Raw genomic sequence first — 24,332 nt, forward strand, 5'->3', positions numbered from 1 at the left:
TCCCGGCCATGAACTCGGCTGGCGTGCCGCTCCACCTGAGCGGCCCGAATGGAGTACTGTGGCGAGCCCTGGCCCCGCTTTCCCGTCCGGCCGCCCGGACCCAGCGGGAGGGGTCGGAGGGCGGCAACCAACCGGCCCGGGCAACTCGGCAAAGTTGTGGCAGGCTGCACCCGGGCAGGCCACACTCGTCTAGCGGGAGAGCAGCGACGCAACCGTGACGTCGGCAGGCACCACCCGGGAGGTCCCCATGCCCGAACTGCGTGTCGTGGCCGTCAGCAACGACGGCACACGGCTGGTGCTCAAGGCTGCGGACAGCACGGAGTACACACTTCCCATCGACGAGCGACTGCGCGCCGCGGTGCGCAATGACCGCGCTCGGCTCGGCCAGATCGAGATCGAGGTCGAGAGCCATCTGCGGCCCCGTGACATCCAGGCCCGTATACGTGCCGGCGCCACCGCCGAAGAGGTCGCGCAGATGGCGGGCATCCCCGTCGACCGCGTGCGGCGCTTCGAGGGCCCGGTGCTCGCGGAGCGCGCCTTCATGGCCGAGCGCGCCCGTAAGACTCCCGTGCGCCGCCCCGGCGAGAACACCGGACCGCAGCTCGGCGAGGCCGTCGCGGAGCGGCTGTTGCTGCGCGGCGCCGAGAAGGACACCACGCAGTGGGACTCCTGGCGGCGCGACGACGGCACCTGGGAGGTGCTGCTGGTCTACCGGGTCGCCGGCGAGCCGCACTCGGCGAGCTGGACCTACGACCCGCCCCGGCGGCTGGTCCAGGCGGTGGACGACGAGGCGCGGGCGCTGATCGGCGAGGCCGACGACACGCCCGAGCCGAGCTTCCCGTTCGTGCCGCGGATCGCCCGGCTGCCGCGTGACCGGGACAGGGACCGCGATCGCGACCGGGACCGGACGTCGCCCGAGCGCCTCGGCGACGACGACGCCCCGGCACCCGCGTCCGCCTCGCTGGACGACGGCCTCGGTGAGCGGGACTCGCTCACCAGCCTGCTGGAGGCCGTGCCCAACTTCCGTGGCGACATGGTCGTGCCCGACACGCCGGTCGCGTCGGCGGCCCCTCCGCCGGACGAGCCCGCCGAGGAGCCGGAGGCCGTCGAGCCGCCCGCCTCCGCGGCGAGCGCGGGTTCGGCGTACGCGGATGTGCTGATGCCGCGCTCGGTGGCGGGCCACCGCGACCGGCTGACCGGTACGACGGACCGCCAGGCCGAGGCGGACGGCGTCCGCCCGGGCCGCCGGGCCGCGGTGCCGAGTTGGGACGAGATCGTCTTCGGCACCCGCCGCAAGAAGCAGGAGTAGCGGCCGCCGCCGGGCCCCGCCACCGCACGCCGGTGGCGGGGCCCGGCGGTGTGGTCAGCCCCGCTCGGGTCCGGTGGCCACCGGACGGGAGCCGTCCGAGGACCATTCGCTCCAGGAGCCGACGTACAGGGCCGCCGGAACGCCCGCGACCGCCAGCGCCAGCACCTGGTGCGCGGCCGAGACCCCGGAGCCGCAGTACACCCCGACCTCGGCGTCCCCGGTGGCGCCCAGGGCGGCGAACCGCTCGGCCAGCCGCTCGGCGGGCAGGAAGTGGCCGTCGTCCGTGACGTTCTCCGCCGTGGGAGCGGAGACCGCGCCCGGGATATGGCCGCCGACGGGGTCGATGGGCTCGACCTCCCCCCGGTAGCGCTCGCCCGCGCGCGCGTCCAGCAGCACCCCGCGCCGCGCGAGCGCCGCCGCGTCGTCCGCCTCCAGCAGCGGCAGGGCCCCGGGGCGCGGGACGAAGTCGCCCTCGGGCGCGTCCGGCACCTCGGTGGTCAGCGAGCCGCCGACCGCCGTCCAGGCGGGCAGACCCCCGTCGAGCACCCGGACGGACGGATGCCCCGCCCAGCGCAGCAGCCACCACGCGCGCGCCGCGGCCCACCCCTGTCCGCCGTCGTACGCCACCACGCGCCGGTCCTGGCTCACCCCGGCTCGGCGCATCGCGGCAGCGAACGCGGAAAGATCGGGCAGGGGGTGGCGGCCGGATTTTCCGGGCGGGCCCGCGAGCTCGGTGTCGAGGTCGACGTAGACGGCACCGGGCAGATGCCCCGCCTCGTATGCGGGGCGGCCAGGAGGCCCGCCGAGCTGCCAACGTACGTCGAGCAGGAGCGGAGGATGATCCTCCGCCAGCTCACTCATGAGATCGGATGCGGTGATGATGGCATGCATAAGGATCATCCTTGCGTAGGTGTCTCTGCGTCGATTGGACCACCCGGTCACCCGGTGTACGTCCGGGTGACACCAGAGCGCAATGAAGCGGAAACGGACGTGCGGTAATAATTCGGGCATTCTGCTGTGGGGCACGGCGAATTGCGGCTCCGCCAGGGCGCTATGTGCGACAGGTGGTGCAAACATCTGTCGGGCCCCCCGCATCAGCACCTCCGCACGACCGCCCCGCGCCGCCGACCGGCCCGGGGCCGTACGTCCACCACGATGGTCCGAGGAGAGAATGACGTATGACCGAGGCAGCGACTCGGCGCACACCGGGCACGCCCTGCTGGACGAGTCTGATGGTGCACAGCCTTGCCGCGACACAGGACTTCTACCACTCCCTGTTCGGGTGGGAGTTCACCCCGGGCCCCCAGCAGCTCGGCGCGTATGTCCGCGCGGTCCAGGGCGGCCGGCCGGTCGCCGGGTTGAGCGAGCTGCCTCCGGAACGCCATCTGCCCGTGGCCTGGATGACCTATCTGGCCTCCGACGACGCCGATGAGACCGCCGAGATGATCCGCGCGTGCGGCGGCACCGTGGCGGTGGGCCCGCTGGACGCCGACGAGGCCGGCCGGATGCTGATCGCCGCCGACCCCGAGGGCGCGGTGTTCGGGGTGTGGCAGGAGTGCACGTACGCGGCGGCGGAGCCCGGGGCGCCGGGCACCCCGGTCTGGCACGAGCTGCTGACCCGTGAGGGCTCCGGGGTGCTGAAGTTCTACAAGATGGTCTTCGGCTACCAGGCGGAGGCGGCGGCCCCGGAGGAGCCGGGCTGCCGCACGCTGCGCCTGGACGACCGGCCGGTCTGCGCGATCCAGAGCGTGGGCGGCGCCCTGCCGCGCGGCCGGGGCCCGTACTGGATGACCCACTTCGCGGTGGACGATGTGGACGAAACCGTGCGCCGGGTGACCGCGCTGGGCGGTCAGGTGGTGCGGCCTCCGTCGCGGGGAGCGAGCGGCCATCGGGCCACGGTGCGGGACCCGGAGGGGGCGGCCTTCACCGTCGTACGGCGCACCGGGCGCACCGAGGGATGAGCCGGGCACCGGCCGGAGGGCCGGGGGGCCATGAGCCGGGCACCGGCCGGAGGGCCGGGGGCCATGAGCCGGGCACCGGCCGGAGGGCCGGGAGGCCGGTCCACGGGAGGGCCCCGTCAGTCGACGGGCAGCACCTCCGGCGACAGGGTGGCGGCGCGCGCCCGCGCGGCCGTCATCCGGCGCCGGTGGTGGCGCCGGCACAGCACCTCGTAGCCGACCTCGCTCCCCGGCCGGTTGACGTCGCCCACGACCACCTGGGCCCCCTCGACGACCATCTGGCCGCCGACGGTACGGGCGTTGTGCGTCGCCCGGGCACCGCACCAGCACAACGCCTCCACCTGCAGCACCTCCACCCGGTCGGCGAGCTCCACCAGGCGCTGGGAGCCGGGGAAGAGCTTGCTGCGGAAGTCGGTGGTGATGCCGAAGGCGAAGACGTCCACCTCCAGGTCGTCCACCACCCGGGCGAGTTGGTCGATCTGCGGCGGGGTCAGGAACTGCGCCTCGTCCGCGATGACGTAGTCGACCCGGCCCCCGGCGGTCAGCGCCTGGACCACATGGGTGTAGAAGTCGAGGTCGTCGGCGACCTCGATCGCCTCGGTGGCCAGTCCGAGCCGTGAGGAGAGCTTGCCCTCGCCCTCCCGGTCGTCCCTGGTGTAGATCATCCCCTGGAGCCCGCGCGCCGAGCGGTTGTGCTGGATCTGCAGAGCGAGGGTGCTCTTTCCGCAGTCCATCGTTCCGGAAAAGAACACCAGCTCGGGCATGAGGAGGCGGGGCCTTTCGTAGGGCGGGGGTGACCGGGGGCGGGGTGACCGGGGGACGGGCGTGAACGAGGGGCGGGCGTGAACGAGGGCGCTCAGGAGCGTACTTCGAGGAGCGGCACGAGCTGCTCCAGGGGGGTCATCGAACCGTGCAGCCCGACCATGGCGGACTCCTTCGGCTCGGTGTGCGAGGCGACGATCGCGACGTCGTCGCGCGCGGCGGCCACGATATCGCCGATCCGCCGGTACACCCGGTCGTCGACGCCCTTACCGCCGCCATCGGCACCGCCGGGCCCGCCGAACCAGCCCGCCTCGATGGCCTCGTCACGGCCGGCCACCCACATCCGCTCCCCCAGCACCTCGCGCCAGACGGCCAGCACATCGCCCGCGGCGCCGGGAACGGCGTACACATGGCGGGCGCGGCCCTCACCGCCGAGCAGCGAGACGCCCGCGCGCAGCTCCCAGTCCTCGTCGAAGTCGATGCGCGACTCCGGGTCGAAGGGGATGTCGATCATGCCGTGGTCGGCGGTGACATAGAGCGCCGAGCGGGGCGGCAGCCGCTCGGCGAGCCGCTGGGCGAGCCCGTCGACATAGCGGAGCTGCTCACGCCACTCGGGCGAGTCCACACCGAAGCGGTGCCCCTTGCCGTCCACCTCGCTGTAGTACGTGTAGACGAGCGAGCGGCCCGCGGCGCCGAGCTGCTCGGCCGCGAGGTCCATCCGCTCCTCACCGGTGAGCCGCCCGTGGAAGGTGCCGCCGCTCAGCGCGACCTTGGTGAGCGGGGTCTCGGCGAAGGTGGGCGCGGAGACCTGGCAGGTGTGCACGCCCGCGGCGTCCGCGAGCTGGAAGACGGTCGGATACGGCTGCCAGGCGTGCGGCTCCGTCCAGGGCTGCCAGCGCAGCTGGTTCATCAGCTGGCCGGTGTCCGGGTCCCGCACCGTGTAGCCGGGCAGGCCGTGGGCGCCGGGAGGCAGTCCGGTGCCCACCGAGGCGAGCGAGGTCGCGGTGGTGGACGGGAAGCCCGCGGTGAGCGGCTCCCCCGAACCGTTCAGCGAACTGGGCAGCAGCGAGGCCAGAAAGGGCGCCTCGTCGGGGTGAGAGCGCAGCAGCTCCCAGCCGAGGCCGTCCACCAGGAAGACGCAGACGCGGTCCGCGGGGGCGAGCACCAGGTCGGAGGAGAGCCCCGGGACCTCCTGGCCCGCGGCCACGGCGGGCAGCAGATCGGCGAGCGAGCCGGTGCCGTACCGCGGCAGGGGCGCGGAGCGAGGGTCGAGCGGGGTGGGCTCGGGCCAGAGGGAGGCGGTGGAGGGCAGCGGGCCGGTGGCGGAACCGGACATCAGCGGCCGGTCTCCGGGGTGGCCGCGGTGGCCTCGGAGAGCGCCTGGGCGAAGGCGAGGGTCTGACGGACGGTGTCGGGGCCGTCCCCGGCCTCGCTGACGCGCAGGCTGAGGTCGTCGGCGGTGGAGGAGCCGGTGTAGCCGTGGTCGGCCTCGCAGTTGGGGTCGCCGCAGGCGGCGGGCTCCAGGTCCAGACGGCTGACGGCGCCCCAGCCGATGGTCAGCACGACCTCGCGGGGCAGCGTGCCCGGGGTGTACGACTCGGGGTTGGCGACGACGCGGCTGAGCACGACCGAGGAGATCCGCTGGAGCTTCACGGACTCGGTGGAGGTGGTGGCGTACGGCGACGGGGAGGTGCCGTCCGCGGCCTGCTCGTCGGTGTGGCTGACGATGAAGCGATTGCCGGTGAGGACGAGGACCGTCACATGGCGGCGGACCTCGTTGGCGTCGAAGGTGGTCTCCTGGTGGACCAGGTACGACACAATGGGCTCGCCGCCCACGGCGGCCTCCACCGCCTCGGCCACGAGTGCCGGGTAATAGCCGCTGCGCTCGATCGCCGCGCGCAGCCCCTGGGTCGTCGTACCGGTCTTCGCCATGTGCACCATCCTACGGGGCGACGCCGACACGGGCGCCCGTGCCCGTCAAGGCTCGGACGACTGCCCGCCAAGGCTCGGACGGCTCGGCAGGCGGCTTGGCAGGCGGCTCAGTAGGCGGGCATGTGGCGGGGGCCGAGGTCGGTGCGCGGGGGCGGCGGGGCGAGCCGCGCCGAGGCGCCGAGCACGGACAGGCCGTGCTGGGCGACGACCACGGGTTCGAGGTCGACGGCGACCATCTCTGGATGGTCGTCCACCAGGCGGGACACCCTCAGCAGCAGCTCCTCGAGGGCCGCGGTGTCCACCGGCTTGGAGCCGCGCCAGCCGAACAGCAGCGGCGCGGTCCGGATGGACCGGATCAGCCCGGCGGCGTCCCGGCCGGTGACGGGGACGAGGCCGTGGGCGGTGTCGCCGAGCAGTTCGGAGGGGGCGCCGGCGAGCCCGAAGGAGAGCACGGCCCCGGCGGCGGGGTCGATGGCGGCCCGTACGACGGTGTCCACGCCGCGCGGCGCCATCCGCTGCACCACCAGCCCCAGCTCCTCGGGGCGGCCCAGGTAGTCGGTCAACTCGGCGTAGGCCCTGCGCAGTTCCGTCTCGCTGCCCAGCTCGAGCCGCACCCCGCCCAGGTCGGCGCGGTGGCGCAGATGAGAGGCGGTGGGCTTGAGCGCGACCGGGAAGCCGAGCCGCTCGGCGGCCCTTACGGCGGCGTCGGGGTCGGGCGCGGGGAGGGCGGGCAGCACGCTGACGCCGTAGCGGGCCAGGAGGCGCTGGGTGTCGGCGGCGGACAGCTCGACGCCGGGGCCCGTGCCGTCGAAGGCCCCGCCGCTCGAGGCTTCGCCGATCCCGACGCCCATGTCATGGCCGGTCCCGCCGCCGGTTCCGACGCTCGCGCCGCCGCCGGTCCCGACTGCCGTGCCACCGCCGGTCCCGACTGCCGTGCCGTCGCCGCCCGCGCCGTCGGCCGGGGCGAGCAGCACCTGGATGTCGGCGGCGGCGCCCGCCTCGTCGATGTCGTCGTACTGCGGGACCCGCCCGGGCTCGGCGGCCTCCTGCCGCCAGCGCGCGTACCGCACGGCCTCGGCGAGCGCGCGCACGGCCCGCTCGGCGGCGGGGTAGGCGGGGATCCGGCGGGTGCCCGGGGCGGGCTCGCCGCCGGTGCCGGCCAGGGCCTGCGCGAGCTCCTGGATCTCCAGGTGGACCACCGCCACCGGCTTGGCAGGGCCGGGCCCGGGAGCCTGCGCCGCCTCCCTTACGGCCGCGGCGAGGGCCCGCGCGCTGCCGTCGCCGACCCACGGGATGGCGGTGACGACCACGGCGTCGCAGGTGTCGTCGGCGAGGGCCTCGGTCAGGGCGCGCCGGAAGTCGTCCGGGGTGGCGTCCGTGGTCAGGTCGCGGGGCGGCAGCGGGCGGAGTTCCTCGGTGAGGCAGGCGTCGTAGGTGATCAGGCCGAGCGACTCGGAGTTGCCGAGGATGGCGACGCGCGGACCGGCGGGCAGCGGCTGGGAGGCGAGCAGCACCCCGGTGTCGGCGAGTTCGGTCACGGTGTCGACCCGGATGACGCCCGCCTGCCGCAGCAGATCGGAGACGGTGGCGTCCGGGATCCGGGTGGTGGGCACGGCGTGGCCGGTGGGGGCGCTGCCGGTGTGACGGGCGCCCTTGACGACGACCACGGGTTTGACGGCGGCGGTGCGCCTGGCGAGCCGGGTGAACTTGCGGGGGTTGCCGATCGACTCCAGGTACATCAGGACGACGTCGGTCAGCGGATCGTCGTACCAGTACTGGAGCAGGTCGTTGCCCGAGACGTCGGCACGGTTCCCGGCGGACACGAAGGTCGATATCCCCGCGATCCCGGCAAGGCTCGCCAGTCCGGCGCCGCGCCGGTTCAGCCCGGACAACAGCGCGATGCCGATCGCCCCGGACTGGGTGAACAGGCCCAGCCGGCCGGGGTTGGGGAGCTGTGGGGACAGAGAGGCGTTCAGCCGGACGCCGTCGGCGGTGTTGATGACGCCGAAGGCGTTGGGGCCGATGACCCGCATGCCGTAGGACCGGGCCTGTCGGACGAGGTCGCGCTGCCGGTCGCGTCCCTCGCTCCCGCTCTCGGCGTATCCGGCGGAGAGCACGACGAGCCCCTGGACGCCATGGTCGCCGCATTCGGCCACGACGGCGGGCACCCGCTCGGCGGGGACGGCGACGACGGCCAGGTCCACGGGCTCCTCTATGGCGCGCAGCGAGCGGTGGGCCGGGACGCCCTCGGGCTCCAGGCGCGTCATGTCGTCGGGGAAGGCGTGGTTGACGGCGTGGACGCGCCCGGTGAAGCCGCCGTCCAGGAGGTTGCGCAGCACGGTGCGGCCGACGCCGCCGGGCGTGCGGCTGGTGCCGATGACGGCCACGGAGCCGGGCGCGAGCAGCCGCTGGACGGACCGGGCCTCGGCCCGCTGCTCGCGGGCGCGCATGACGGCCAGGGAGCGGTCGGTGGGTTCGAGGTCGAACTCGAGTCGGACGACCCCGTCCTCGAAGCTGCGCTTCTGGGTGTAGCCCGCGTCCGTGAACACCTTGATCATCTTGTTGTTGGCGGGCAGCACCTCGGCGGCGAACCGGCGGATGCCCCGCTCGCGCGCGACCGCGGCGATGTGTTCGAGGAGGGCGGAGGCCACCCCGCGGCCCTGGTGGGCGTCCTGGACGAGAAAGGCGACCTCGGCCTCGTCGGCGGGGGCCGCGGCGGGCATCCCCCTGCCGTCGATGCGGTCGTAACGAACGGTGGCGATGAACTCATCCCCCACGATGGCCGCCAGGCCCACCCGGTCGACGTAATCGTGGTGGGTGAAGCGGTGGACATCGCGGTCGGAGAGACGGGGGTAGGGCGCGAAGAAGCGGTAGTACTTCGACTCGTCCGAGACCCGCTCGTAGAAGCTGACCAGCCGCTGGGCGTCATCAGGGGTGATGGGACGGATCTGTGCCGTGCCGCCGTCCCGGAGCACCACATCGGCTTCCCAGTGGGTCGGGTAGGCGTGATGGTCCGACGGGCTCCGCATGGGAGCCAGGGTACGGGTCCACCCGGTCCGAATGGTGGACACCCTTGCGTCGGGGCCAAGTGTCGGGGGAAGGTCCGTATCGGGCCAGTCCGGGCATGGCCGGGCTCACTCGGACATCGTACGGGTGAATCCGGACACCGTATGATTTTGGTCTAGACAACAGCACCGTCACACCTGAAGGGCAACACCATGGCTGAGCGCCGCGTCACCATCGGCTGGGCCGAGGGCCTGCACGCCCGCCCTGCGTCGATCTTCGTCCGGGCGGCCACCGCCTCCGGCGTCCCCATCACGATCGCCAAGGGCGACGGCACCCCGGTCAACGCCGCCTCCATGCTGGCCGTGCTCGGCCTGGGCGCCCAGGGCGGCGAGGAGGTCGTCCTCGCCTCCGACGCGGACGATGCCGAGGTCGCGCTCGACCGACTGGCGAAGCTGGTGGCGGAGGGCCTCGAGGAGCTTCCCGAGACCGTCTGACCCGGGCGAGCCCTGTCTGGAATTCCCGGCTGATTCCCGGGGTGATTTCAGGGATTCGGCACGGCGGGGCCGCGGTGGCCGTATTGGTCGCCGCGGCCCGCCGTTTTTCTGCTACCGCACACAGAATTCCCAATGAGTTGTATACGGGAGCTCTGTTAATTCCGGCCGCTCGCCGTGTTGACGGAATGTTTCGAAGTCCTCACCGGAATCGGGCGGCGCAGCCGGTATTCCGACAGCGCGCGCTCGGTGTGCGCGGTGGCGAGCGCCCGCGCGCGGTCGGCGTCGCCGCGCGCCACCGCGTCCACCAGCGCGCCGTGCTCCGCCCAGGACTCCACGGCCCGCGCGGCCGGGTCGGGGCGCGCGGCGCCCTCGAGCGGCGCGGGCCGCGATCCGGGAGCGGCCGCGTACACCCACGCGGTCTTACGGCGCAGCTGGACGAGCAGCGCGGCCAGGCTCGGGCTGCCGGACGCCTGGGCCAGCGTCTCGTGGAACCAGTCGCCCAGCGGCCGCAGTTCGCCGAGCTGACCGCCCTGGGCCCGCTCCCGGCCGAGCCGGACCAGCCCGCGCAGCACCTTCAGATGGGCCTCGGTGCGGCGCTGTGCGGCCCGTGCGGCGCCCAGTGGCTCCAGCAGCGCGCGGATGTCCAGCAGATCGGCCGCCTCACGCTCGGAGGGCTGGGCGACGCAGGCCCCCGCGTGCCGCCGGGTCGTCACGAAGCCCTCGGACTCCAGGGTGCGCAGGGCCTCGCGGACCGGCACCCGGGAGACGCCGTAGCGCCGGGCGAGCAGTTCCTCGGTGAGGCGGCTGCCGGGCTGATATGCGCCGGATACGATGTCGTCGCGAATCGCCGCGCAGACCGCGTGTGCCGAAATCCGGCGACCGCCCTGGACCGCGTTCGTATCCCCGCTCACTTACGGTCCCGCATTGTCGAACCTCCGCCTTAACCCCCGCGAAACGCGGCCATGGAACGCGTATTGAACGACTCTATTCCACGCGGACGCCATTTCCGATGACGGGGAGCATTTCATGGATATTTTTTGGTCAGGCGGGCGGTGGCACGCCGAAGGCCCCGTCCGGCGGACGGGGCCTTCTCGGAAGTCTCGCGGGATCTCGGGATCGCGAGACCGCGCGGCGTTCGCGTCGGTCGCGCGACGGGTCAGACGTTGAGGCCGTGCGAGCGCAGGTACGACAGGGGGTCGATGTCCGAGCCGTAGTCCGGGCTGGTGCGGGCCTCGAAGTGCAGATGCGGTCCGGTGACGTTGCCGGTGGCGCCCGACAGGCCGATCTGCTGGCCGGGGGTGACCTTCTGGCCGACCGAGACGCTGATCGACGACAGGTGGGCGTACTGGGTGTAGGTGCCGTCGTTCATCTTGATGACGACGTTGTTGCCGTAGGAGCCGCCCCAGCCCGCCTCGACGATCTCGCCCATGCCCACGGAGTGCACCGTGGTGCCGGTGGAGGCGTGGAAGTCAATACCGGTGTGGCTGCCGGAGGACCACAGGCCGCTGGACGCCTGGTAGCCGGTGGAGACGTAGGAGCCGCTGATCGGCGACACGAAGGTGTTGAGGCGCTTGCGCTCGGCCTCGCGCGCCGCGCGCTCCTTGGCCTCCCGCTCGGCCTTGGCCTTCTTCGCCGCGGCCTCCGCCTTCCTGGCGGCCTCCTGGCGGGCGATCGCCTCTGCCTTGGCCTTGGCGGCGGCCTGCTCGGCGGCGGTCTCCTGGGACTGCGCCTGGGCCTCGATGTGGTCCGCGATACCGTCGCCGATCACGATCGCCTGGGTCAGACCGGTCTGCTGGGGGTTGGAGCCCCCGTCGGCCGCGAACGCCTGTCCGGTGATCCCGGCGACCACACCCGAGGCGACGGTCGTGATGCCCACGACGTTCGCGCCCGTGCGGATGTTGGCCTTGCTGGTGCGGCGATGCTTCCCGGTGGCAGTGCGGGTGGACGCCATACTGAGGCGCACTCCTTTCCTTCCTTCTCGCCTACCGGGTTAGCTGACGGGTTCGGAGCAGGAAGGTCTCCTACGGACTCCTCCCCCGGCCGGGGAAGGCGCCCGATTCACCCCTGGGGACGTGTTGGGTCCCCGGCTCCCCTGGCTCGCGCCGTACGGGGACTCGGCGATGACTGTCCGGTGCCGCGGGTGCGGCGGGTCGCTGGCGAACAGCCGGACTGACGCTAAACGGGCCCGCTTTCGATCACCAAACGGTTCCGGTTTTTTGTTGCTCTCCCCACAAACCAAACAAGCAGTCAATCCCATAAATCGGGCGTATGGGAAGGCCCCCGACGCCCTTACGGGGCCGGGGGCCTTCCGCTGTCGGCTCATGGACCGGACGTCTGCCGGACCGCCTCCGGACCGTCAGCGAGCGGGCCGGAGCGGCGGCTCATCGAACGGTTCCGGCCAACTCTCCTCGGCTCAGCCCGAGATGACGCGCACCTCGCCGATGCCCAGCGCCCGGACCGGCTCCTCGATCGCCGAGGCGTCCCCGACCAGCACCGTGACCAGCCGGTCCGCCGGGAAGGCGCTCACCACCGCGGCGGTGGCCTCCACCGTGCCGGTCTCCGCGAGACGGACGTACAACTGCGCCTGGAAGTCGTCCGGAAGATGCTGCTCGACCTGGTCGGCGAGGGTGTTCGCCACGGACGCCGCCGTCTCGTACTTCAGCGGGGCGACGCCCACCAGGTTCTGCACCGCGACATCGCGCTCGTCGTCGGTCAGCCCCTCCTCCTTCAGCGTGCGCAGCACCTTCCAGAGGTCGTCCAGCGCGGGGCCGGTCACCTCGGTGGCCACCGAGCCGCTGATCGCCAGCATCGAGGCGCCCGAGGATCCGCCCGCGGGCGACGGGGGCTCGGAGCGCAGCACCTGGCCGAAGGCGCGCACCCCGTAGGTGTAGCCCTTCTCCTCGCGCAGCACGCGGTCGAGGCGGGAGGTGAGGGTGCCGCCCAGGCAGTACGTGCCGAGCACCTGCGCGGGCCAGACCCGGTCGTGGCGGTCGGCGCCCACGCGCCCGATGAGCAGTTGGGTCTGCACCGCGCCCGGCCGGTCGACGATCACCACACGGCCGGTGTCGTCCGCCACGATCGGCGGAGCCGTGCGCGGCGCGCCCGCCCCGCCCGTCCAGGCGCCGAGGGTGTCCACGAGCGCCCGGTCCAGGTCGACGCCGCCGAGGTCGCCCACGATGACGGCGGTGGCGGTGGAGGGCCGGACATGCGCCTCGTAGAAGGCCCGCACGGCCGCGGCGTCGATGCCCTCGATGGTCTCCTGGGTGCCCTGGCGCGGCCGGGACATCCGCGACTCGGCCGGGAAGAGCTCCGCGGAGAGGGCCATCGAGGCGCGGCGGGCCGGGTTGGCCAGCTCATGGGGGATCTCGTCCAGCCGGTTGCGCACCAGCCGCTCGACCTCGCCGTCCGGGAAGGCGGGGGCGCGCAGCGCGTCGGCCAGCAGACCGAGGGCCTTGGGCAGCCGGGAGGCCGGGACCTCCAGGGAGACGCGGACGCCGGCGTGGTCGGCGTGGGCGTCCAGCGTGGCGCCGCAGCGCTCGAGCTCGGCGGCGAACTCCTCGGCGTCGTGCTTGTCGGTGCCCTCCGACAGGGCGCGCGCCATGATCGTGGCGACGCCTTCGAGCCCGGCCGGCTCGGCGTCCAGCGGCGCCTCCAGGTTGATCTCGACGGCGACGACCTGCTGGCCGGGGCGGTGGCAGCGCAGCACGGTGAGGCCGTTGGGCAGCTCACCGCGCTCGGGGGCCGGGAACGCCCACGGCCTGGGGGCGCCGCCCTTGGGCTGCGGGTGGAAGGTCATGGTCGCGGTGACGGCGTCGCTCACTGGGCCGCCTCCCCTTCTGCGTCGGTCTCGGCGGCTTCGGCGGTGCCGGCTGCGTCCTCTGCGCCCTGGACGGGCTCGTAGACCAGCACGGCGCGGTTGTCGGGGCGCAGCCGCGCCGCGGCCACGGCCCGCACCTCCTCGGGGCTGATGTCGAGCACCCGCTCCACGGCGGTCAGCGCCAGTTGCGGGTCGCCGAAGAGCACCGCGTAACGGCAGAGCTCGTCGGCCCGGCCGCCGACCGTTGCCAGCCGGTCCAGCCACTCGCGCTCGATCTGCGCCTGGGCGCGCTCCATCTCCTGCGGGGTCGGCCCCTCCTCGGCGAAGCGGGCCAGCTCCTCGTCGACGGCGGCCTCGATGGCGGGCACCTCGACACCGCCGGAGGTCTTCACGTCCAGCCAGCCCAGCGAGGGGGCGCCCGACAGCCGCAGCAGGCCGAACCCGGCGGCCACGGCGGTGCGGTCGCGGCGCACCAGGCGGTTGTGGAGCCGGGAGGACTCGCCGCCGCCGAGGACGGTCAGCGCCAGGTCGGCGGCGTCGGCCTCACGGGTGCCGTCGTGCGGCAGCCGGTAGGCGGCCATCAGCGCGCGGGCCGGGACCTCCTCCTCCACGACCTCGCGCAGCTCGCCGCCGATCACCTCCGGGAGTGTGCCGTCGCGGGGCGGCCGCTTGCCCTCGTGGGAGGGGATGGACCCGAAGTACTTCTCGATCCAGGCGAGCGTCTGCTCGGGGTCGATGTCGCCGACGATCGACAGCACCGCGTTGTTCGGCGCGTAGTAGGTGCGGAAGAACTCCCGCGCGTCCTCCAGGGAGGCCGCGTCCAGGTCGGCCATGGAGCCGATCGGGGTGTGGTGGTACGGGTGGCCCTCGGGGTACGCCATGGCGACGAGCTTCTCGAAGGCGGTGCCGTACGGGACGTTGTCGTACCGCTGGCGGCGCTCGTTCTTCACGACGTCGCGCTGGTTCTCCAGGCTCTCCTCGTCCAGCGCGGTCAGGAGGGACCCCATCCGGTCGGCCTCCAGCCACAGGGCGAGCTCGACCTGGTGGGCGGGCATGGTCTCGAAATAGTTGGTGCGCTCGAAGCTGGTCGTGCCGTTGAGCGAGCCGCCGGCCCCCTGCACCAGCTCGAAGTGGCCGTTGCCGGTGACCTGCGCCGAGCCCTGGAACATCAGGTGCTCGAAGAGGTGCGCCAGGCCGGTGCGCCCCTTGACCTCATGGCGCGAGCCGACGTCGTACCACAGACAGACCGCGGCGACCGGGGTCAGATGGTCCTCGGAGAGCACCACGCGCAGGCCATTGGCCAGGCGGTGCTCAGTCGCTTTCAAGCCGCCGGAGCCGGCCTGCTGCGTGGCCGTGTGACCCATGGGCATGTACGTCCCTTCGATCGCGTGATGGAGCGCGTGCCAGCCGCTTGCGCAGCGCTTCTGTCACTGTATGCAAGGGGACGGACATCTGGCGAAGTTCCGGTCCACTCCCGTCCTGCCGAGCTGTCCCGAACCGTTTCCGCGCCCCTCCGGCGCCGGGTCGGGGCCCCTTCGACGAGCCTTCGCGCGGTGCCGCCGGGCGCGGTTCCGGGGCCCGCCCCGGCCGCGAGCGCCCCGGGCCGTTCCACACTTGTCGGTGGACGGGGCCACAATGGTCCGCGTCAGATCCCGCATCGGCAGTTGAAGGAGCCCCAAGCGCGATGGCCCGCCGCCGCACGAAGACCCCGCCGCCGGACGACTTCGAGGAGCGCATCCTCGACATCGACGTCGTCGACGAGATGCAGGGCTCCTACCTCGAGTACGCCTACTCGGTCATCTACTCGCGCGCGCTGCCCGACGCCCGTGACGGGCTCAAGCCCGTGCACCGCCGCATCCTCTACCAGATGAACGAGATGGGCCTGCGCCCCGAGCGCTCCTATGTGAAGTGCGCCCGCGTCGTCGGCGAGGTGATGGGAAAGCTCCACCCGCACGGCGACGCGTCGATCTACGACGCGCTGGTGCGCATGGCGCAGCCGTTCTCCATGCGCCTGCCGATGGTCGACGGCCACGGGAACTTCGGCTCGCTGGGCAACGACGACCCGCCGGCCGCGATGCGGTACACCGAGTGCCGGATGGCGTCGGCGACCTCGCTGATGACCGAGTCGATCGACGAGGACACGGTCGACTTCTCCCCGAACTACGACGGCAGTGAGCAGGAGCCGGTCACCCTCCCCGCCGCTTATCCGAACCTGCTGGTCAACGGCACGTCCGGGATCGCGGTCGGCATGGCCACCAATATGCCGCCGCACAACCTGGGCGAGGTCATCGCCGCCGCCCGCCATCTGATCAGGCACCCGGGCGCGGACCTCGACACGCTGATGCGGCACGTGCCGGGGCCCGACCTGCCCACCGGCGGCCGGATCGTGGGCATGAGCGGCATCCGGGACGCGTACGAGACGGGCCGCGGCACCTTCAAGATCCGCGCCACGGTGGCCGTGGAGGACGTGACCCCCCGCCGTAAGGGCCTGGTCGTCACCGAGCTGCCCTTCGCGGTGGGGCCCGAGAAGGTCATCTCCAAGATCAAGGACCTGGTCGGTGCGAAGAAGCTCCAGGGCATCGCGGACGTCAAGGACCTCACCGACCGTGAGCACGGGCTGCGGCTGGTGATCGAGATCAAGAACGGCTTCAACCCCGAGGCCGTGCTGGAGCAGCTCTACAAGCTCACGCCGATGGAGGAGTCCTTCGGCATCAACAACGTGGCGCTGGTGGACGGCCAGCCGCTCACGCTGGGCCTGAAGGAGCTGCTGGAGGTCTATCTCGACCACCGCTTCGACGTGGTCCGGCGGCGCAGCGAGTTCCGGCGCACCAAGCGGCGGAACCGGCTGCACCTGGTCGAGGGTCTGCTGGTGGCCCTGCTGGACATCGACGAGGTCATCCGCCTCATCCGGCAGAGCGAGAACGCGGCGGAGGCCAAGCGGTCCCTCATCGACCGCTTCGGCCTCTCCGACGTCCAGACGCAGTACATCCTGGACACCCCGCTGCGCCGGCTGACCAAGTTCGACCGGCTGGAGCTGGAGTCGGAGCGCGACCGGCTCAACGCCGAGATCGAGGAGCTGACCCGGATCCTCGACTCCGACGCCGAGCTGCGCAAGCTGGTCTCCTCCGAACTGGCCGCGGTGGCCAAGAAGTTCGGCACCCCGCGCCGCACGGTGCTGCTGGAGTCGTCGAACGCGCCGGTGACCGCGGTGCCGCTGGAGGTCGCGGACGACCCCTGCCGGGTGCTGCTGTCCTCCACCGGGCTGCTGGCCCGTACCGCCGACGGCGAGCCGTTCCCGGTCGAGGGGAAGGCCAAGCGCGCCAAGCACGATGTGATCGTCTCGGCGGTCCCGGCCACGGCCCGTGGCTCCGTGGGGGCGGTGACCTCCACCGGGCGGCTGCTGCGGCTCTCGGTGATCGACCTCCCGATGCTCCCGGAGTCGGCCGCACCCCCGAATCTGGCGGGCGGGGCGCCCATCGCCGAATTCCTCTCGCTGGAGGACGACGAGGAGCTGATCTGCCTCACCACCCTGGACGAGTCCTCACCGGGGCTCGCGATCGGCACGGAGCAGGGCGTCGTCAAGCGCGTGGTCCCCGACTACCCCGCCAACAAGGACGAGTTGGAGGTCATCGGCCTCAAGGAGGGCGACCGGATCGTGGGCGCGGTGGAGCTGAGCACCGGCGAGGAGGACCTGGTCTTCATCACCGACGACGCCCAGTTGCTGCGCTACGCGGCGAGCCAGGTGCGGCCGCAGGGCCGCGCCGCGGGCGGTATGGCGGGCATCAAGCTCGGCTCCGGCGCCAAGGTGATCTCGTTCACGGCCGTCGACCCGGCGAGCGACGCGGTGGTCTTCACGGTGGCGGGCGCGAGCGGCACGCTCGATGACTCGGTGCAGCAGTCGGCCAAGCTCACCCCCTTCGACCAGTACCCGCGCAAGGGCCGGGCCACGGGCGGGGTGCGCTGCCAGCGGTTCCTGAAGGGCGAGGACCGCCTGGTCATGGCCTGGGCGGGCACGGTCCCGGCCCGCGCGGCGGGGGCGAACGGCTCCCCGGCGGCGCTGCCGGAGATCGACCCGCGCCGGGACGGCTCGGGCGAGCCGCTCGCCAAGCCGGTGACGGTGGTGGCCGGACCGGTGTAGCCCGCACGAGCCGGTATGGCCGGCCAGACCGGTCCGGCCGGACGAACCGGTCTGGCCGGACGAGCCCGGACGAGCCGGGTCCGGCCCGGACGAGCAGGACGAGCGCGCAGGGGCGCGGCACCGCGAGGTGCCGCGCCCCTCGCCGTTCCCGGGCACCCGCGCCGCGCCGCTCACGCCCCTCGGGCCCGTCCGCACGCGGGCCGCCCCGCTCCCGGGGCCCGGCATGACCCGATGTGACGGCCGCCCCGCTCCCGACGCGCGGTACGGCCCCTCGCCGCGTTGCCGGAGTGGCCCGAGTACGTCTCCCGCCCAGGCCGGGGACGACCCCGCGCCGTGCGCGCGACCGCGCCAGGCTCCCCTGGCTGCCGCCGGGAGAGGCACCTGCTCGCGTCCGGGCGCCCCGGCGAACGTGGCCCCGGACGGCCGACGGCGGACGATTCAGTGACCGCTGCCGTTGCGCCGGGCGCGCATCTGCCGGAGGGCGAGGCGCGCACCGGCGTGGCCGCGGTCCGCCGCCCGCTGGAAGTGCCGCTCCGCCTCGCCCAGCTCGCCACGGTCCAGATGGACGGTGCCGAGCACCACCATGGCCGAGAGGTCACCCGTCGCGGCCGCCTTACCGAGCCAGTGAACCGCCTCGGCGTACGCGCCCCGCTGCCCCAGGCCGATGCCGTAGACGGTCATCCCTCGCGGATCCCCGGCCTCGGCCGCCTTACGGGCGAGCGCTTCGGGGATCGGCCGCCCCTCGTCGTAGGCCGCCCTCACCATGGCCCTCAGCCCGGGATCCAGCGAGCGCGCCCCGCGTCTCCCCCGGCGTCTGCGCCACCGCGCCCATAAGCCGTCCATGTCCGCCCCCTCCGCCCCCTGAGCGCCATTTTCCCGCCTGCTCCCACCCCATGGAACGGCGAGTACGCGGCGGAATACGGACTGCCGCGCTCCGCCGCCTGGGACCGATGAGGTCCCGTCCGGCTCCGGTCGTTCGCCCCGCCACCACGGCTCCGGCGCGTACGCACGGCCCGATGAGCGCTCTCGATCAAGAGAGGTTAGGCTTACCTTCGTGAGCACGTGCGCGACCGCCTCCCGCGACCTGTCCGAGCCGCTCGCCGGGACGGCGGCCACCGCCTCCACCTGGCTGCTGGTGGAACAGCCCGGCCCCTGGGGCGCCGAGGCCCTCACCGCCAGCCGGCTCGACCCGGCCGTGGGGCGCGCCCTGGAGCGCGCCGCCGAGGGCACCGGCGTACGGGTCGCGCTGATCCGCCGCCCCGGCCGCCACGCCGATCTGCACACCGGCGCCCGGCACCGGGTGTTCGTGGCCCACACCCGGCCCGGCCGCTCCTGGATCCGCACCACCGCCCTGGACGACCCGGCACGGCTGCTCGGCCTGGACTTCGCCGCGCTGGGCGCGGGCGACCCCGGCGGGCTCACCCTGCGGCCCCAGGCGCCCCACGAACCCCATGACCCCGCCGCCTGGGAGGAGTACACGGGCGATCCGCTGGTGCTGGTGTGCACCAACGGCAAGCGCGATCGCTGCTGCGCCCTCCTCGGCCGCCCGCTGGCCGGTGAGCTGGCCGCCTCCGGGATCCACAGCACCTGGGAGATCACCCATATCGGCGGCCATCGCTTCTCCCCCACCCTCGTCGTGCTGCCGCACGGCTACACGTACGGCCGTGCCACCGCGCAGGGCGTCAAGGACGTCATCGAGGCGCTGCGGCACGGCCGGGTGGTCACCGACGGCTGCCGCGGCCGCTCCGCCTGGGAGCGCCCCGGCCAGGCGGCGGAGCTGGCCGTTCGCGAGCTGACCGGCGAGTACGGGGCCGACGCGCTGACCGTCGTACGGACCGAGGGCGAGGCCCCGGTCTGGTCCGTGACCGTCGCGCACCGCGACGGCCGGGCCTGGCGGGTGAGCGTCGCGCAGCTCGCCGCGGCGCCGCCGCGGCCGGAGAGCTGCGGCTTCCCTCTGGGCTCCCCGGCCCGGATGGAGGTCGTCGGGATCCGGACCGCCCAGCGGCCCGCACACGGCGTACGGGCGATGGCTGCCGGGCGCCTCTGACTCCCGGGCCCCGCTCTCCGGGCGCCTCTGGCCCCCACGCCCCTCTCCAAGCGCCTCCGCCGCCCCACGCCCCGCCCTCGTCACACCCACGACCACCACCCCCGTAGCACCCCGGGATGGCCGCTCCCGGGGCCCTCCTCGGGCGCCTCTCCAGGTCCTGCCCCGGTCCCTCCCACCCGCCCTTGGTTACCCTTCGTTGCCATGAGCGCCGCGATACCGCCGGGGCCGGCAGCCACGGCCACAAGGTGGCGCATCGGCTGGCCCCGACGCGTCTTCTCCCAGGTCCTGCTGATGCAGCTGGCCATCGCCACGGGTGTCACCGTGCTCGCGACCGGCCTCTTCCTCGCGCCGCTCAGCGACCACCTCGACGACCAGGCCATGCGCCGCGCCCTCGCCATCGCCCAGACCACGGCCGCCGAGCCCCGGATGGCCGAGGCGCTCCAGCACACCCGGCCCACCCCCGGCGGGCCGGTGCAGACCGAGGCGGAACGCATCCGCCGGGCGACCGGCGCCGAATATGTCGTGATCATGGACCGCCGCGGGGTGCGCTGGTCGCACACCTCCCCGGACGAGATCGGAAAGCATGTCTCCACCGACCCCACCGAGGCCCTCGAGGGCCGGGAGGTCATGGAGATCGACGAGGGCACCCTCGGCCGGTCGGCCCGCGGCAAGGTGCCCCTGCGCGCCGGGGACGGCCATATCGTGGGCGCCGTCTCCGTGGGCATCTCCTACGAGAGCGTGCGCGCCCGGCTCGTCGCCGCGGTCCCGGAGATGCTCGCCTACGCGGGCGGCGCGCTCGCGGTCGGCGCCCTGGCCGCGTACGTGGTCTCCCGCCGGCTCCAGCGACGCACCCATGACCTGGCCTTCTCCGATATCTCGGCACTGCTGGCCGAACGCGAGGCGATGCTCCACGGCATCCGGGAGGGCGTCGTCGCCCTCGACGCCCACGGCCGGATCCGGCTGATCAACGACGAGGCCCAGCGGCTGCTGGATCTGCGCCCCGAGGACACCGGGCAGCACCTGGAGGCGGTGCTGGCCCCGGGCCGTACGACCGATGTGCTGTCCGGGCGGGTCACCGGCGCCGATCTGCTGACCGTCAGCGGCGGCCGGGTGCTGGTCGCCAACCGGATGCCGACGGACGACGGCGGCGCGGTGGTCACCCTGCGTGACCGCACCGAACTGGAGCGGCTGGGCCGCGAGCTGGACGGCACCCGGGGACTCATCGACGCCCTGCGGGCCCAGGACCATGAGCACGCCAACCAGATGCACACCCTCCTCGGCCTGCTCGAACTCGAACTGCACGACGAGGCGACGGAGTTCATCACCGAGGCGATCGGGGTGCACCGGGCCACCGCCGAGCAGGTCACCGAGCGGGTGCACGATCCGCTGCTGGCCTCCCTGCTGGTCGGCAAGGCCACGGTCGCCACCGAACGCGGCGTCTCGCTGTCCGTCGCCGAGGACAGCCTGCTGCCCAACCGGCTGGTGGACCCACCGGGGCTGGTGACGATCGTCGGCAATCTCATCGACAACGCCCTGGACGCGGCGGTCGGTTCGCCGGAGCCGCGGGTCGAGGTGGAGCTGTGCGCTGACGACCGTACGGTGCTGCTGCGGGTCTCCGACACCGGCCCCGGGATCCCCGCCGACCGGCGCGATGTGGTCTTCACCGAGGGCTGGTCGACCAAGGAGCCGCCCGCGCACGGCAAGCGCGGCATAGGGCTCGCGCTGGTACGCCGCCTCGCCGGACGCCAGGGCGGCAGCGTCCGCGTGTCCGACCGCGAGGGCGGGGGCGCGGAGTTCACCGTCGTCCTCCCCGAGGCGCTGACCGAACAGCCGGCCGGGACGCCGCTGACCGTGACAGGAGAGCCACGATGACCCTTGGAACCGGACCGGGCGGGCCCCTGGAGGTGCTGGTCGTGGACGACGACGTCCGGGTGGCCCGGGTCAACGCCGCGTACGTCGGCAAGGTGGCCGGGTTCCGCGTCGCCGGGCAGGCCCACACCGCCGCCGAGGCGCTGGCCTTCCTGGAGGGCGCCCAGGGCACCCACGTCGACCTGGTGCTGCTCGACCACTATCTGCCGGACGAGACGGGGCTGTCGCTGGTGCGGCGGCTGCGGCAGCTCGGCCATCACACCGACATCATCATGGTGACCGCGGCCCGCGACATCGCGACCGTCCAGGCGGCGATGCGCCATGGCGCGCTGCAGTACCTGGTCAAGCCGTTCACCTTCGCGGGGCTGCGCACCAAGTTGGAGGGGTACGCGGCGCTGCGCCGTGCGCTGGAGGGCGACGGCGAGGCCGGGCAGGACCAGGTGGACCGGATCTTCGGCGCCCTGGGCGGCGCCTCGGCCGGCCCCGCGGAACTGCCCAAGGGCCACTCGGCGCTCACCGCCGATCTCGTACGGGAGGTGCTGCGGGGCGCCGAGGGCCCCCTGTCGGCGCAGGAGGTGGCCGAGCGCTCCTCGCTCAGCAGACAGACCGCACAGCGCTATCTGAAGCTGCTGGAGCGCACGGGCCGGGTGCGGCTCAGCCTCAAATACGGCGAGACCGGCCGCCCCGAGCACCGCTACGACTGGGTCTGAGCCCTTCCTCGCCTCAGGCCGCGCCCGCCCCGGTGAGCGCCCGCACCTCCGTCTCGGCGTGCTTGGCGGCATGGCCGGGGCCGTCCGCGGGCGCCGGTGAGGTGACCGTCCCGAGCCAGCCCGCGAGGAACCCGAGGGGCACCGAGACCAGCCCCGGGTTCTGGAGCGGGAAGAGGTGGAAGTCCACTCCGGAGAAGATCGCGTCCGGGCCGCCGGAGACCACCGGGGACAGCACCACCAGCACCACCGCCGGAAGCAGCCCCCCGTAGACCGACCAGACCGCGCCGCGCGCGGTGAACCGCCGCCAGAACAGCGAGTACAGCAGCACCGGAAGGTTCGCCGACGCGGCGGCGGCGAACGCGAGCCCCACCAGGAACGCCACATTGAGGTCCTCGGCGAGCAGCCCAAGACCGATCGCGGCCGCCCCGATCCCCACCGCGGCGATCCGCGCGACCGCCACCTCGCCGCGCGGGGTGCGGCCCGCCCGCCTGCTCAGCGAGGCGTAGAGGTCATGGGCGACGGAGGCCGAGGAGGCGAGGGTGATCCCGGCGACGACGGCGAGGATGGTGGCGAAGGCGATCGCGGCGACGACCGCGAACAGCACCGTGCCCCCGGTCGATCCGGCGCCGCCCCCGAGGTCGAGCGCGAGCAGCGGAACGGCCGTGTTCCCGGCCGCGTTGGAGGTCCGTACGGCATCGGTGCCCAGCACGGCGGCCGCGCCGAAGCCGAGCACGATCGTCATCAGATAGAAGCCGCCGATCAGCCCGATGGACCAGATCACCGAGCGGCGGGCGGCGCGGGCGGTGGGCACCGTGTAGAAGCGCGAGAGGATGTGCGGCAGCCCGGCGGTGCCCAGCACCAGGGCCAGGCCAAGGCTCACGAAGTCCAGCCGGGCGGTCCAGCTGCCGCCGTACTTGAGCCCGGGGGCGAGGAAGTCCACGCCGTGGCCGCTGTTGCGCGCCGCGGTGCTGAGCAGGGTGTCGAGATCGCCCCGGAAGCGGACGAGGACCAGGGCGGTCAGCGTGACCGCCCCGCCCATCAGCAGCACGGCCTTCACGATCTGGATCCAGGTGGTGGCACGCATCCCGCCGAGCGCCACGAAGACCACCATCAGGGTGCCCACGCCGATCACCGTCCAGGCGCGGGCGCGCCCGCCCGTCTCCCCGATCAGCAGGGCGACCAGACTGCCCGCGCCGACCATCTGGGCCACGAGATAGAGCACACAGACCGTGACCGAGGAGATGCCCGCGGCGATCCGGACCCGGCGCTCCCGCATCCGGGCGGCCAGCACATCGGCCAGGGTGAACCGGCCGCAGTTGCGGACGAGTTCGGCCACCAGCAGCAGGACCACCAGCCAGGCCACGAAGAAGCCCACGCAGTACAGCACGCCGTCATAGCCGAAGAGCGCGATCAGGCCGGAGACTCCGAGGAAGGACGCGGCGGACATGTAGTCACCGGCGATGGCGAAGCCGTTCTCCATCGGGGAGAACAACCGCCCGCCCGCGTAGAACTCCTCCGGCGAGCCGTGCCGCCGACGCCCCGCCCAGGTGGTGATGGACAAGGTGGCCGCCACGAAGACGCCGAAGAGCAGCAGCGCCAGGCTCCGCTGATTGCCGATCACCGCCCGTGCCCCCGCATCATCTCCTGCGTCACCCAGCGGAGTTCGAGCGCGACCCGGTCCCGGCGCAGCCGTGCGTGCCGGGCGTACGCCCAGGTCAGCAGGAAGGTGGTGGCGAACTGCGCGAGCCCCGCGACCATCGCCACATTGAGCGTGCCCACGACCGGACGGGCCATCAGATGGGGTGCGGTGGTGGCCGCGACGACATACGCCAGGTACCAGACGAGGAACGCGGCGGCCGCGGGGAACACGAACCGGCGATGGCGCCGGCGCACCTCCTGGAAGGCGGCGCTGCCGTGCACCTCCGTGTAGACCGCCTGGGCGGCGGGCGGACGCGCGCGCCGAGGCCCGCCGTCCGTGTCGTCCGCCTCACCCCAGCCGGACGCGAGCGCGTCGTACCACGGGTCCTCCAGCCGCGCCGCTCCCGTGTCGCGCGCGTTGTGCATGTCCACCCCGAACACTCCTTGTTCACTGCCGCCTTCGCCGCGTGACCAAGGATGGGCAGATCAGAAAGATCCAGGACCCTTCAATACCGGACCTTCACCCCATCAGGTGACTCAGGTGATGAACGGCCCGGAAACGGCACTCCAGGAGCGGGCAGAGCGGAAAACGCCGAACGGGGTCCCCCGGGTGGGAGACCCCGCCGAACCGGCCCCGCCGGGGGGCCGGGCG

The 24,332-nt window shown here is 73.3% G+C and carries 19 protein-coding genes and 1 riboswitch; of the genes, 7 read left to right on the forward strand and 12 right to left on the reverse strand.

All coding sequences use genetic code 11. The features are described 5' to 3' along the window. Positions 1-214 precede the first annotated feature (214 nt). Positions 215-1,309, forward strand: a complete 1,095-nt coding sequence (gene sepH, locus ACZ6TD_RS14630; RefSeq protein ID WP_471354187.1) for a septation protein SepH — start codon at positions 215-217, stop codon at positions 1,307-1,309. A 54-nt stretch (positions 1,310-1,363) separates the two neighbouring features. On the opposite strand, the gene ACZ6TD_RS14635 is transcribed toward sepH, so the two are convergent. Next, on the reverse strand, positions 1,364-2,200 hold the full coding sequence (locus ACZ6TD_RS14635; protein WP_471354189.1) for a sulfurtransferase: 837 nt from the start codon (positions 2,198-2,200) through the stop codon (positions 1,364-1,366). A gap of 287 nt (positions 2,201-2,487) precedes the next feature. On the opposite strand from ACZ6TD_RS14635, the gene ACZ6TD_RS14640 reads away from it, so the two are divergent. After that, positions 2,488-3,270 (forward strand): VOC family protein, encoded by a 783-nt coding sequence (locus ACZ6TD_RS14640; RefSeq protein WP_471354190.1) that lies wholly within the window; start codon positions 2,488-2,490, stop codon positions 3,268-3,270. Between the two features lie 116 nt (positions 3,271-3,386). On the opposite strand, the gene ACZ6TD_RS14645 is transcribed toward ACZ6TD_RS14640, so the two are convergent. The 4 genes from ACZ6TD_RS14645 to ACZ6TD_RS14660 form a co-directional block, all read right to left on the reverse strand. Further along, positions 3,387-4,031, reverse strand: coding sequence for a thymidine kinase (locus ACZ6TD_RS14645; protein ID WP_471354192.1), 645 nt, complete (start codon positions 4,029-4,031; stop codon positions 3,387-3,389). 92 nt (positions 4,032-4,123) lie between these two features. Beyond that, entirely contained in the window at positions 4,124-5,365 is a 1,242-nt protein-coding gene (locus ACZ6TD_RS14650) for an alkaline phosphatase family protein (protein ID WP_471354194.1), read from the reverse strand. Next, on the reverse strand, positions 5,365-5,961 hold the full coding sequence (locus tag ACZ6TD_RS14655) for a DUF5998 family protein (protein WP_471354196.1): 597 nt from the start codon (positions 5,959-5,961) through the stop codon (positions 5,365-5,367). Before ACZ6TD_RS14655 ends, ACZ6TD_RS14650 begins: the two co-directional genes overlap by 1 nt. Before the next feature lie 107 nt (positions 5,962-6,068). Further along, positions 6,069-8,990, reverse strand: a complete 2,922-nt coding sequence (locus ACZ6TD_RS14660) for a bifunctional acetate--CoA ligase family protein/GNAT family N-acetyltransferase (protein WP_471354198.1) — start codon at positions 8,988-8,990, stop codon at positions 6,069-6,071. A 189-nt stretch (positions 8,991-9,179) separates the two neighbouring features. Here ACZ6TD_RS14660 and ACZ6TD_RS14665 point away from each other — a divergent pair, with 189 nt between their 5' ends. Further along, complete coding sequence (locus ACZ6TD_RS14665; RefSeq protein WP_137979878.1) at positions 9,180-9,461, forward strand: HPr family phosphocarrier protein; 282 nt, start codon at positions 9,180-9,182, stop codon at positions 9,459-9,461. 155 nt (positions 9,462-9,616) lie between these two features. Here ACZ6TD_RS14665 and ACZ6TD_RS14670 read toward each other — a convergent pair whose 3' ends face one another. The 4 genes from ACZ6TD_RS14670 to ACZ6TD_RS14685 all read right to left on the reverse strand — a co-directional run bounded on the left by ACZ6TD_RS14670 (position 9,617) and on the right by ACZ6TD_RS14685 (position 14,642). Next, positions 9,617-10,372: a GntR family transcriptional regulator gene (locus ACZ6TD_RS14670; protein ID WP_471354200.1), complete on the reverse strand. Its 756-nt coding sequence runs from the start codon at positions 10,370-10,372 to the stop codon at positions 9,617-9,619. A gap of 245 nt (positions 10,373-10,617) precedes the next feature. After that, a complete protein-coding gene (locus ACZ6TD_RS14675; protein ID WP_471354201.1) occupies positions 10,618-11,412 on the reverse strand; it encodes a M23 family metallopeptidase in 795 nt (264 codons plus the stop codon). A 14-nt stretch (positions 11,413-11,426) separates the two neighbouring features. Next, positions 11,427-11,591: riboswitch (cyclic di-AMP (ydaO/yuaA leader) on the reverse strand. Positions 11,592-11,874: 283 nt separating this feature from the next. Further along, complete coding sequence (locus tag ACZ6TD_RS14680) at positions 11,875-13,257, reverse strand: M16 family metallopeptidase (RefSeq protein ID WP_471357737.1); 1,383 nt, start codon at positions 13,255-13,257, stop codon at positions 11,875-11,877. A gap of 20 nt (positions 13,258-13,277) precedes the next feature. Beyond that, positions 13,278-14,642: a M16 family metallopeptidase gene (locus ACZ6TD_RS14685; RefSeq protein ID WP_471357740.1), complete on the reverse strand. Its 1,365-nt coding sequence runs from the start codon at positions 14,640-14,642 to the stop codon at positions 13,278-13,280. Positions 14,643-14,962: 320 nt separating this feature from the next. On the opposite strand from ACZ6TD_RS14685, the gene ACZ6TD_RS14690 reads away from it, so the two are divergent. Then, complete coding sequence (locus tag ACZ6TD_RS14690; RefSeq protein WP_471354203.1) at positions 14,963-17,416, forward strand: DNA gyrase/topoisomerase IV subunit A; 2,454 nt, start codon at positions 14,963-14,965, stop codon at positions 17,414-17,416. Positions 17,417-17,854: 438 nt separating this feature from the next. Here the strand turns inward: ACZ6TD_RS14690 and ACZ6TD_RS14695 are convergent, their stop codons facing one another. Beyond that, positions 17,855-18,181 (reverse strand): tetratricopeptide repeat protein, encoded by a 327-nt coding sequence (locus ACZ6TD_RS14695; RefSeq protein ID WP_471354205.1) that lies wholly within the window; start codon positions 18,179-18,181, stop codon positions 17,855-17,857. A gap of 289 nt (positions 18,182-18,470) precedes the next feature. Here ACZ6TD_RS14695 and ACZ6TD_RS14700 point away from each other — a divergent pair, with 289 nt between their 5' ends. The 3 genes from ACZ6TD_RS14700 to ACZ6TD_RS14710 all read left to right on the forward strand — a co-directional run bounded on the left by ACZ6TD_RS14700 (position 18,471) and on the right by ACZ6TD_RS14710 (position 22,042). Next, positions 18,471-19,463 carry a sucrase ferredoxin gene (locus tag ACZ6TD_RS14700; RefSeq protein ID WP_471354207.1) on the forward strand — a complete coding sequence of 331 codons (993 nt, stop codon included), beginning with the start codon at positions 18,471-18,473 and terminating at the stop codon, positions 19,461-19,463. A 201-nt stretch (positions 19,464-19,664) separates the two neighbouring features. Beyond that, positions 19,665-21,335: an ATP-binding protein gene (locus ACZ6TD_RS14705; protein WP_471354208.1), complete on the forward strand. Its 1,671-nt coding sequence runs from the start codon at positions 19,665-19,667 to the stop codon at positions 21,333-21,335. Then, positions 21,332-22,042, forward strand: a complete 711-nt coding sequence (locus tag ACZ6TD_RS14710; protein ID WP_471354210.1) for a response regulator — start codon at positions 21,332-21,334, stop codon at positions 22,040-22,042. Before ACZ6TD_RS14705 ends, ACZ6TD_RS14710 begins: the two co-directional genes overlap by 4 nt. Positions 22,043-22,055: 13 nt before the next feature. On the opposite strand, the gene ACZ6TD_RS14715 is transcribed toward ACZ6TD_RS14710, so the two are convergent. Both ACZ6TD_RS14715 and ACZ6TD_RS14720 read right to left on the reverse strand, forming a co-directional pair. Next, entirely contained in the window at positions 22,056-23,663 is a 1,608-nt protein-coding gene (locus ACZ6TD_RS14715) for a solute symporter family protein (protein ID WP_471354211.1), read from the reverse strand. Next, positions 23,660-24,112: a DUF485 domain-containing protein gene (locus ACZ6TD_RS14720; protein WP_471354212.1), complete on the reverse strand. Its 453-nt coding sequence runs from the start codon at positions 24,110-24,112 to the stop codon at positions 23,660-23,662. Before ACZ6TD_RS14720 ends, ACZ6TD_RS14715 begins: the two co-directional genes overlap by 4 nt. Positions 24,113-24,332: the final 220 nt, after the last annotated feature.

The organism is Streptomyces yongxingensis, assembly GCF_055597465.1.

What these genes read in the sequence shown, in the direction of transcription:
- ACZ6TD_RS14635 (WP_471354189.1), bottom strand. Translation starts at nt 2,200, where the DNA reads ATGCATGCCATCATCACCGCATCCGATCTCATGAGTGAGCTGGCGGAG.
- ACZ6TD_RS14640 (WP_471354190.1), top strand. Translation starts at nt 2,488, where the DNA reads ATGACCGAGGCAGCGACTCGGCGCACACCGGGCACGCCCTGCTGGACG.
- ACZ6TD_RS14645 (WP_471354192.1), bottom strand. Translation starts at nt 4,031, where the DNA reads ATGCCCGAGCTGGTGTTCTTTTCCGGAACGATGGACTGCGGAAAGAGC.
- ACZ6TD_RS14650 (WP_471354194.1), bottom strand. Translation starts at nt 5,365, where the DNA reads ATGTCCGGTTCCGCCACCGGCCCGCTGCCCTCCACCGCCTCCCTCTGG.
- ACZ6TD_RS14655 (WP_471354196.1), bottom strand. Translation starts at nt 5,961, where the DNA reads ATGGCGAAGACCGGTACGACGACCCAGGGGCTGCGCGCGGCGATCGAG.
- ACZ6TD_RS14660 (WP_471354198.1), bottom strand. Translation starts at nt 8,990, where the DNA reads ATGCGGAGCCCGTCGGACCATCACGCCTACCCGACCCACTGGGAAGCC.
- ACZ6TD_RS14665 (WP_137979878.1), top strand. Translation starts at nt 9,180, where the DNA reads ATGGCTGAGCGCCGCGTCACCATCGGCTGGGCCGAGGGCCTGCACGCC.
- ACZ6TD_RS14675 (WP_471354201.1), bottom strand. Translation starts at nt 11,412, where the DNA reads ATGGCGTCCACCCGCACTGCCACCGGGAAGCATCGCCGCACCAGCAAG.
- ACZ6TD_RS14680 (WP_471357737.1), bottom strand. Translation starts at nt 13,257, where the DNA reads ATGACCTTCCACCCGCAGCCCAAGGGCGGCGCCCCCAGGCCGTGGGCG.
- ACZ6TD_RS14685 (WP_471357740.1), bottom strand. Translation starts at nt 14,642, where the DNA reads ATGGGTCACACGGCCACGCAGCAGGCCGGCTCCGGCGGCTTGAAAGCG.
- ACZ6TD_RS14690 (WP_471354203.1), top strand. Translation starts at nt 14,963, where the DNA reads ATGGCCCGCCGCCGCACGAAGACCCCGCCGCCGGACGACTTCGAGGAG.
- ACZ6TD_RS14695 (WP_471354205.1), bottom strand. Translation starts at nt 18,181, where the DNA reads ATGGTGAGGGCGGCCTACGACGAGGGGCGGCCGATCCCCGAAGCGCTC.
- ACZ6TD_RS14705 (WP_471354208.1), top strand. Translation starts at nt 19,665, where the DNA reads ATGAGCGCCGCGATACCGCCGGGGCCGGCAGCCACGGCCACAAGGTGG.
- ACZ6TD_RS14710 (WP_471354210.1), top strand. Translation starts at nt 21,332, where the DNA reads ATGACCCTTGGAACCGGACCGGGCGGGCCCCTGGAGGTGCTGGTCGTG.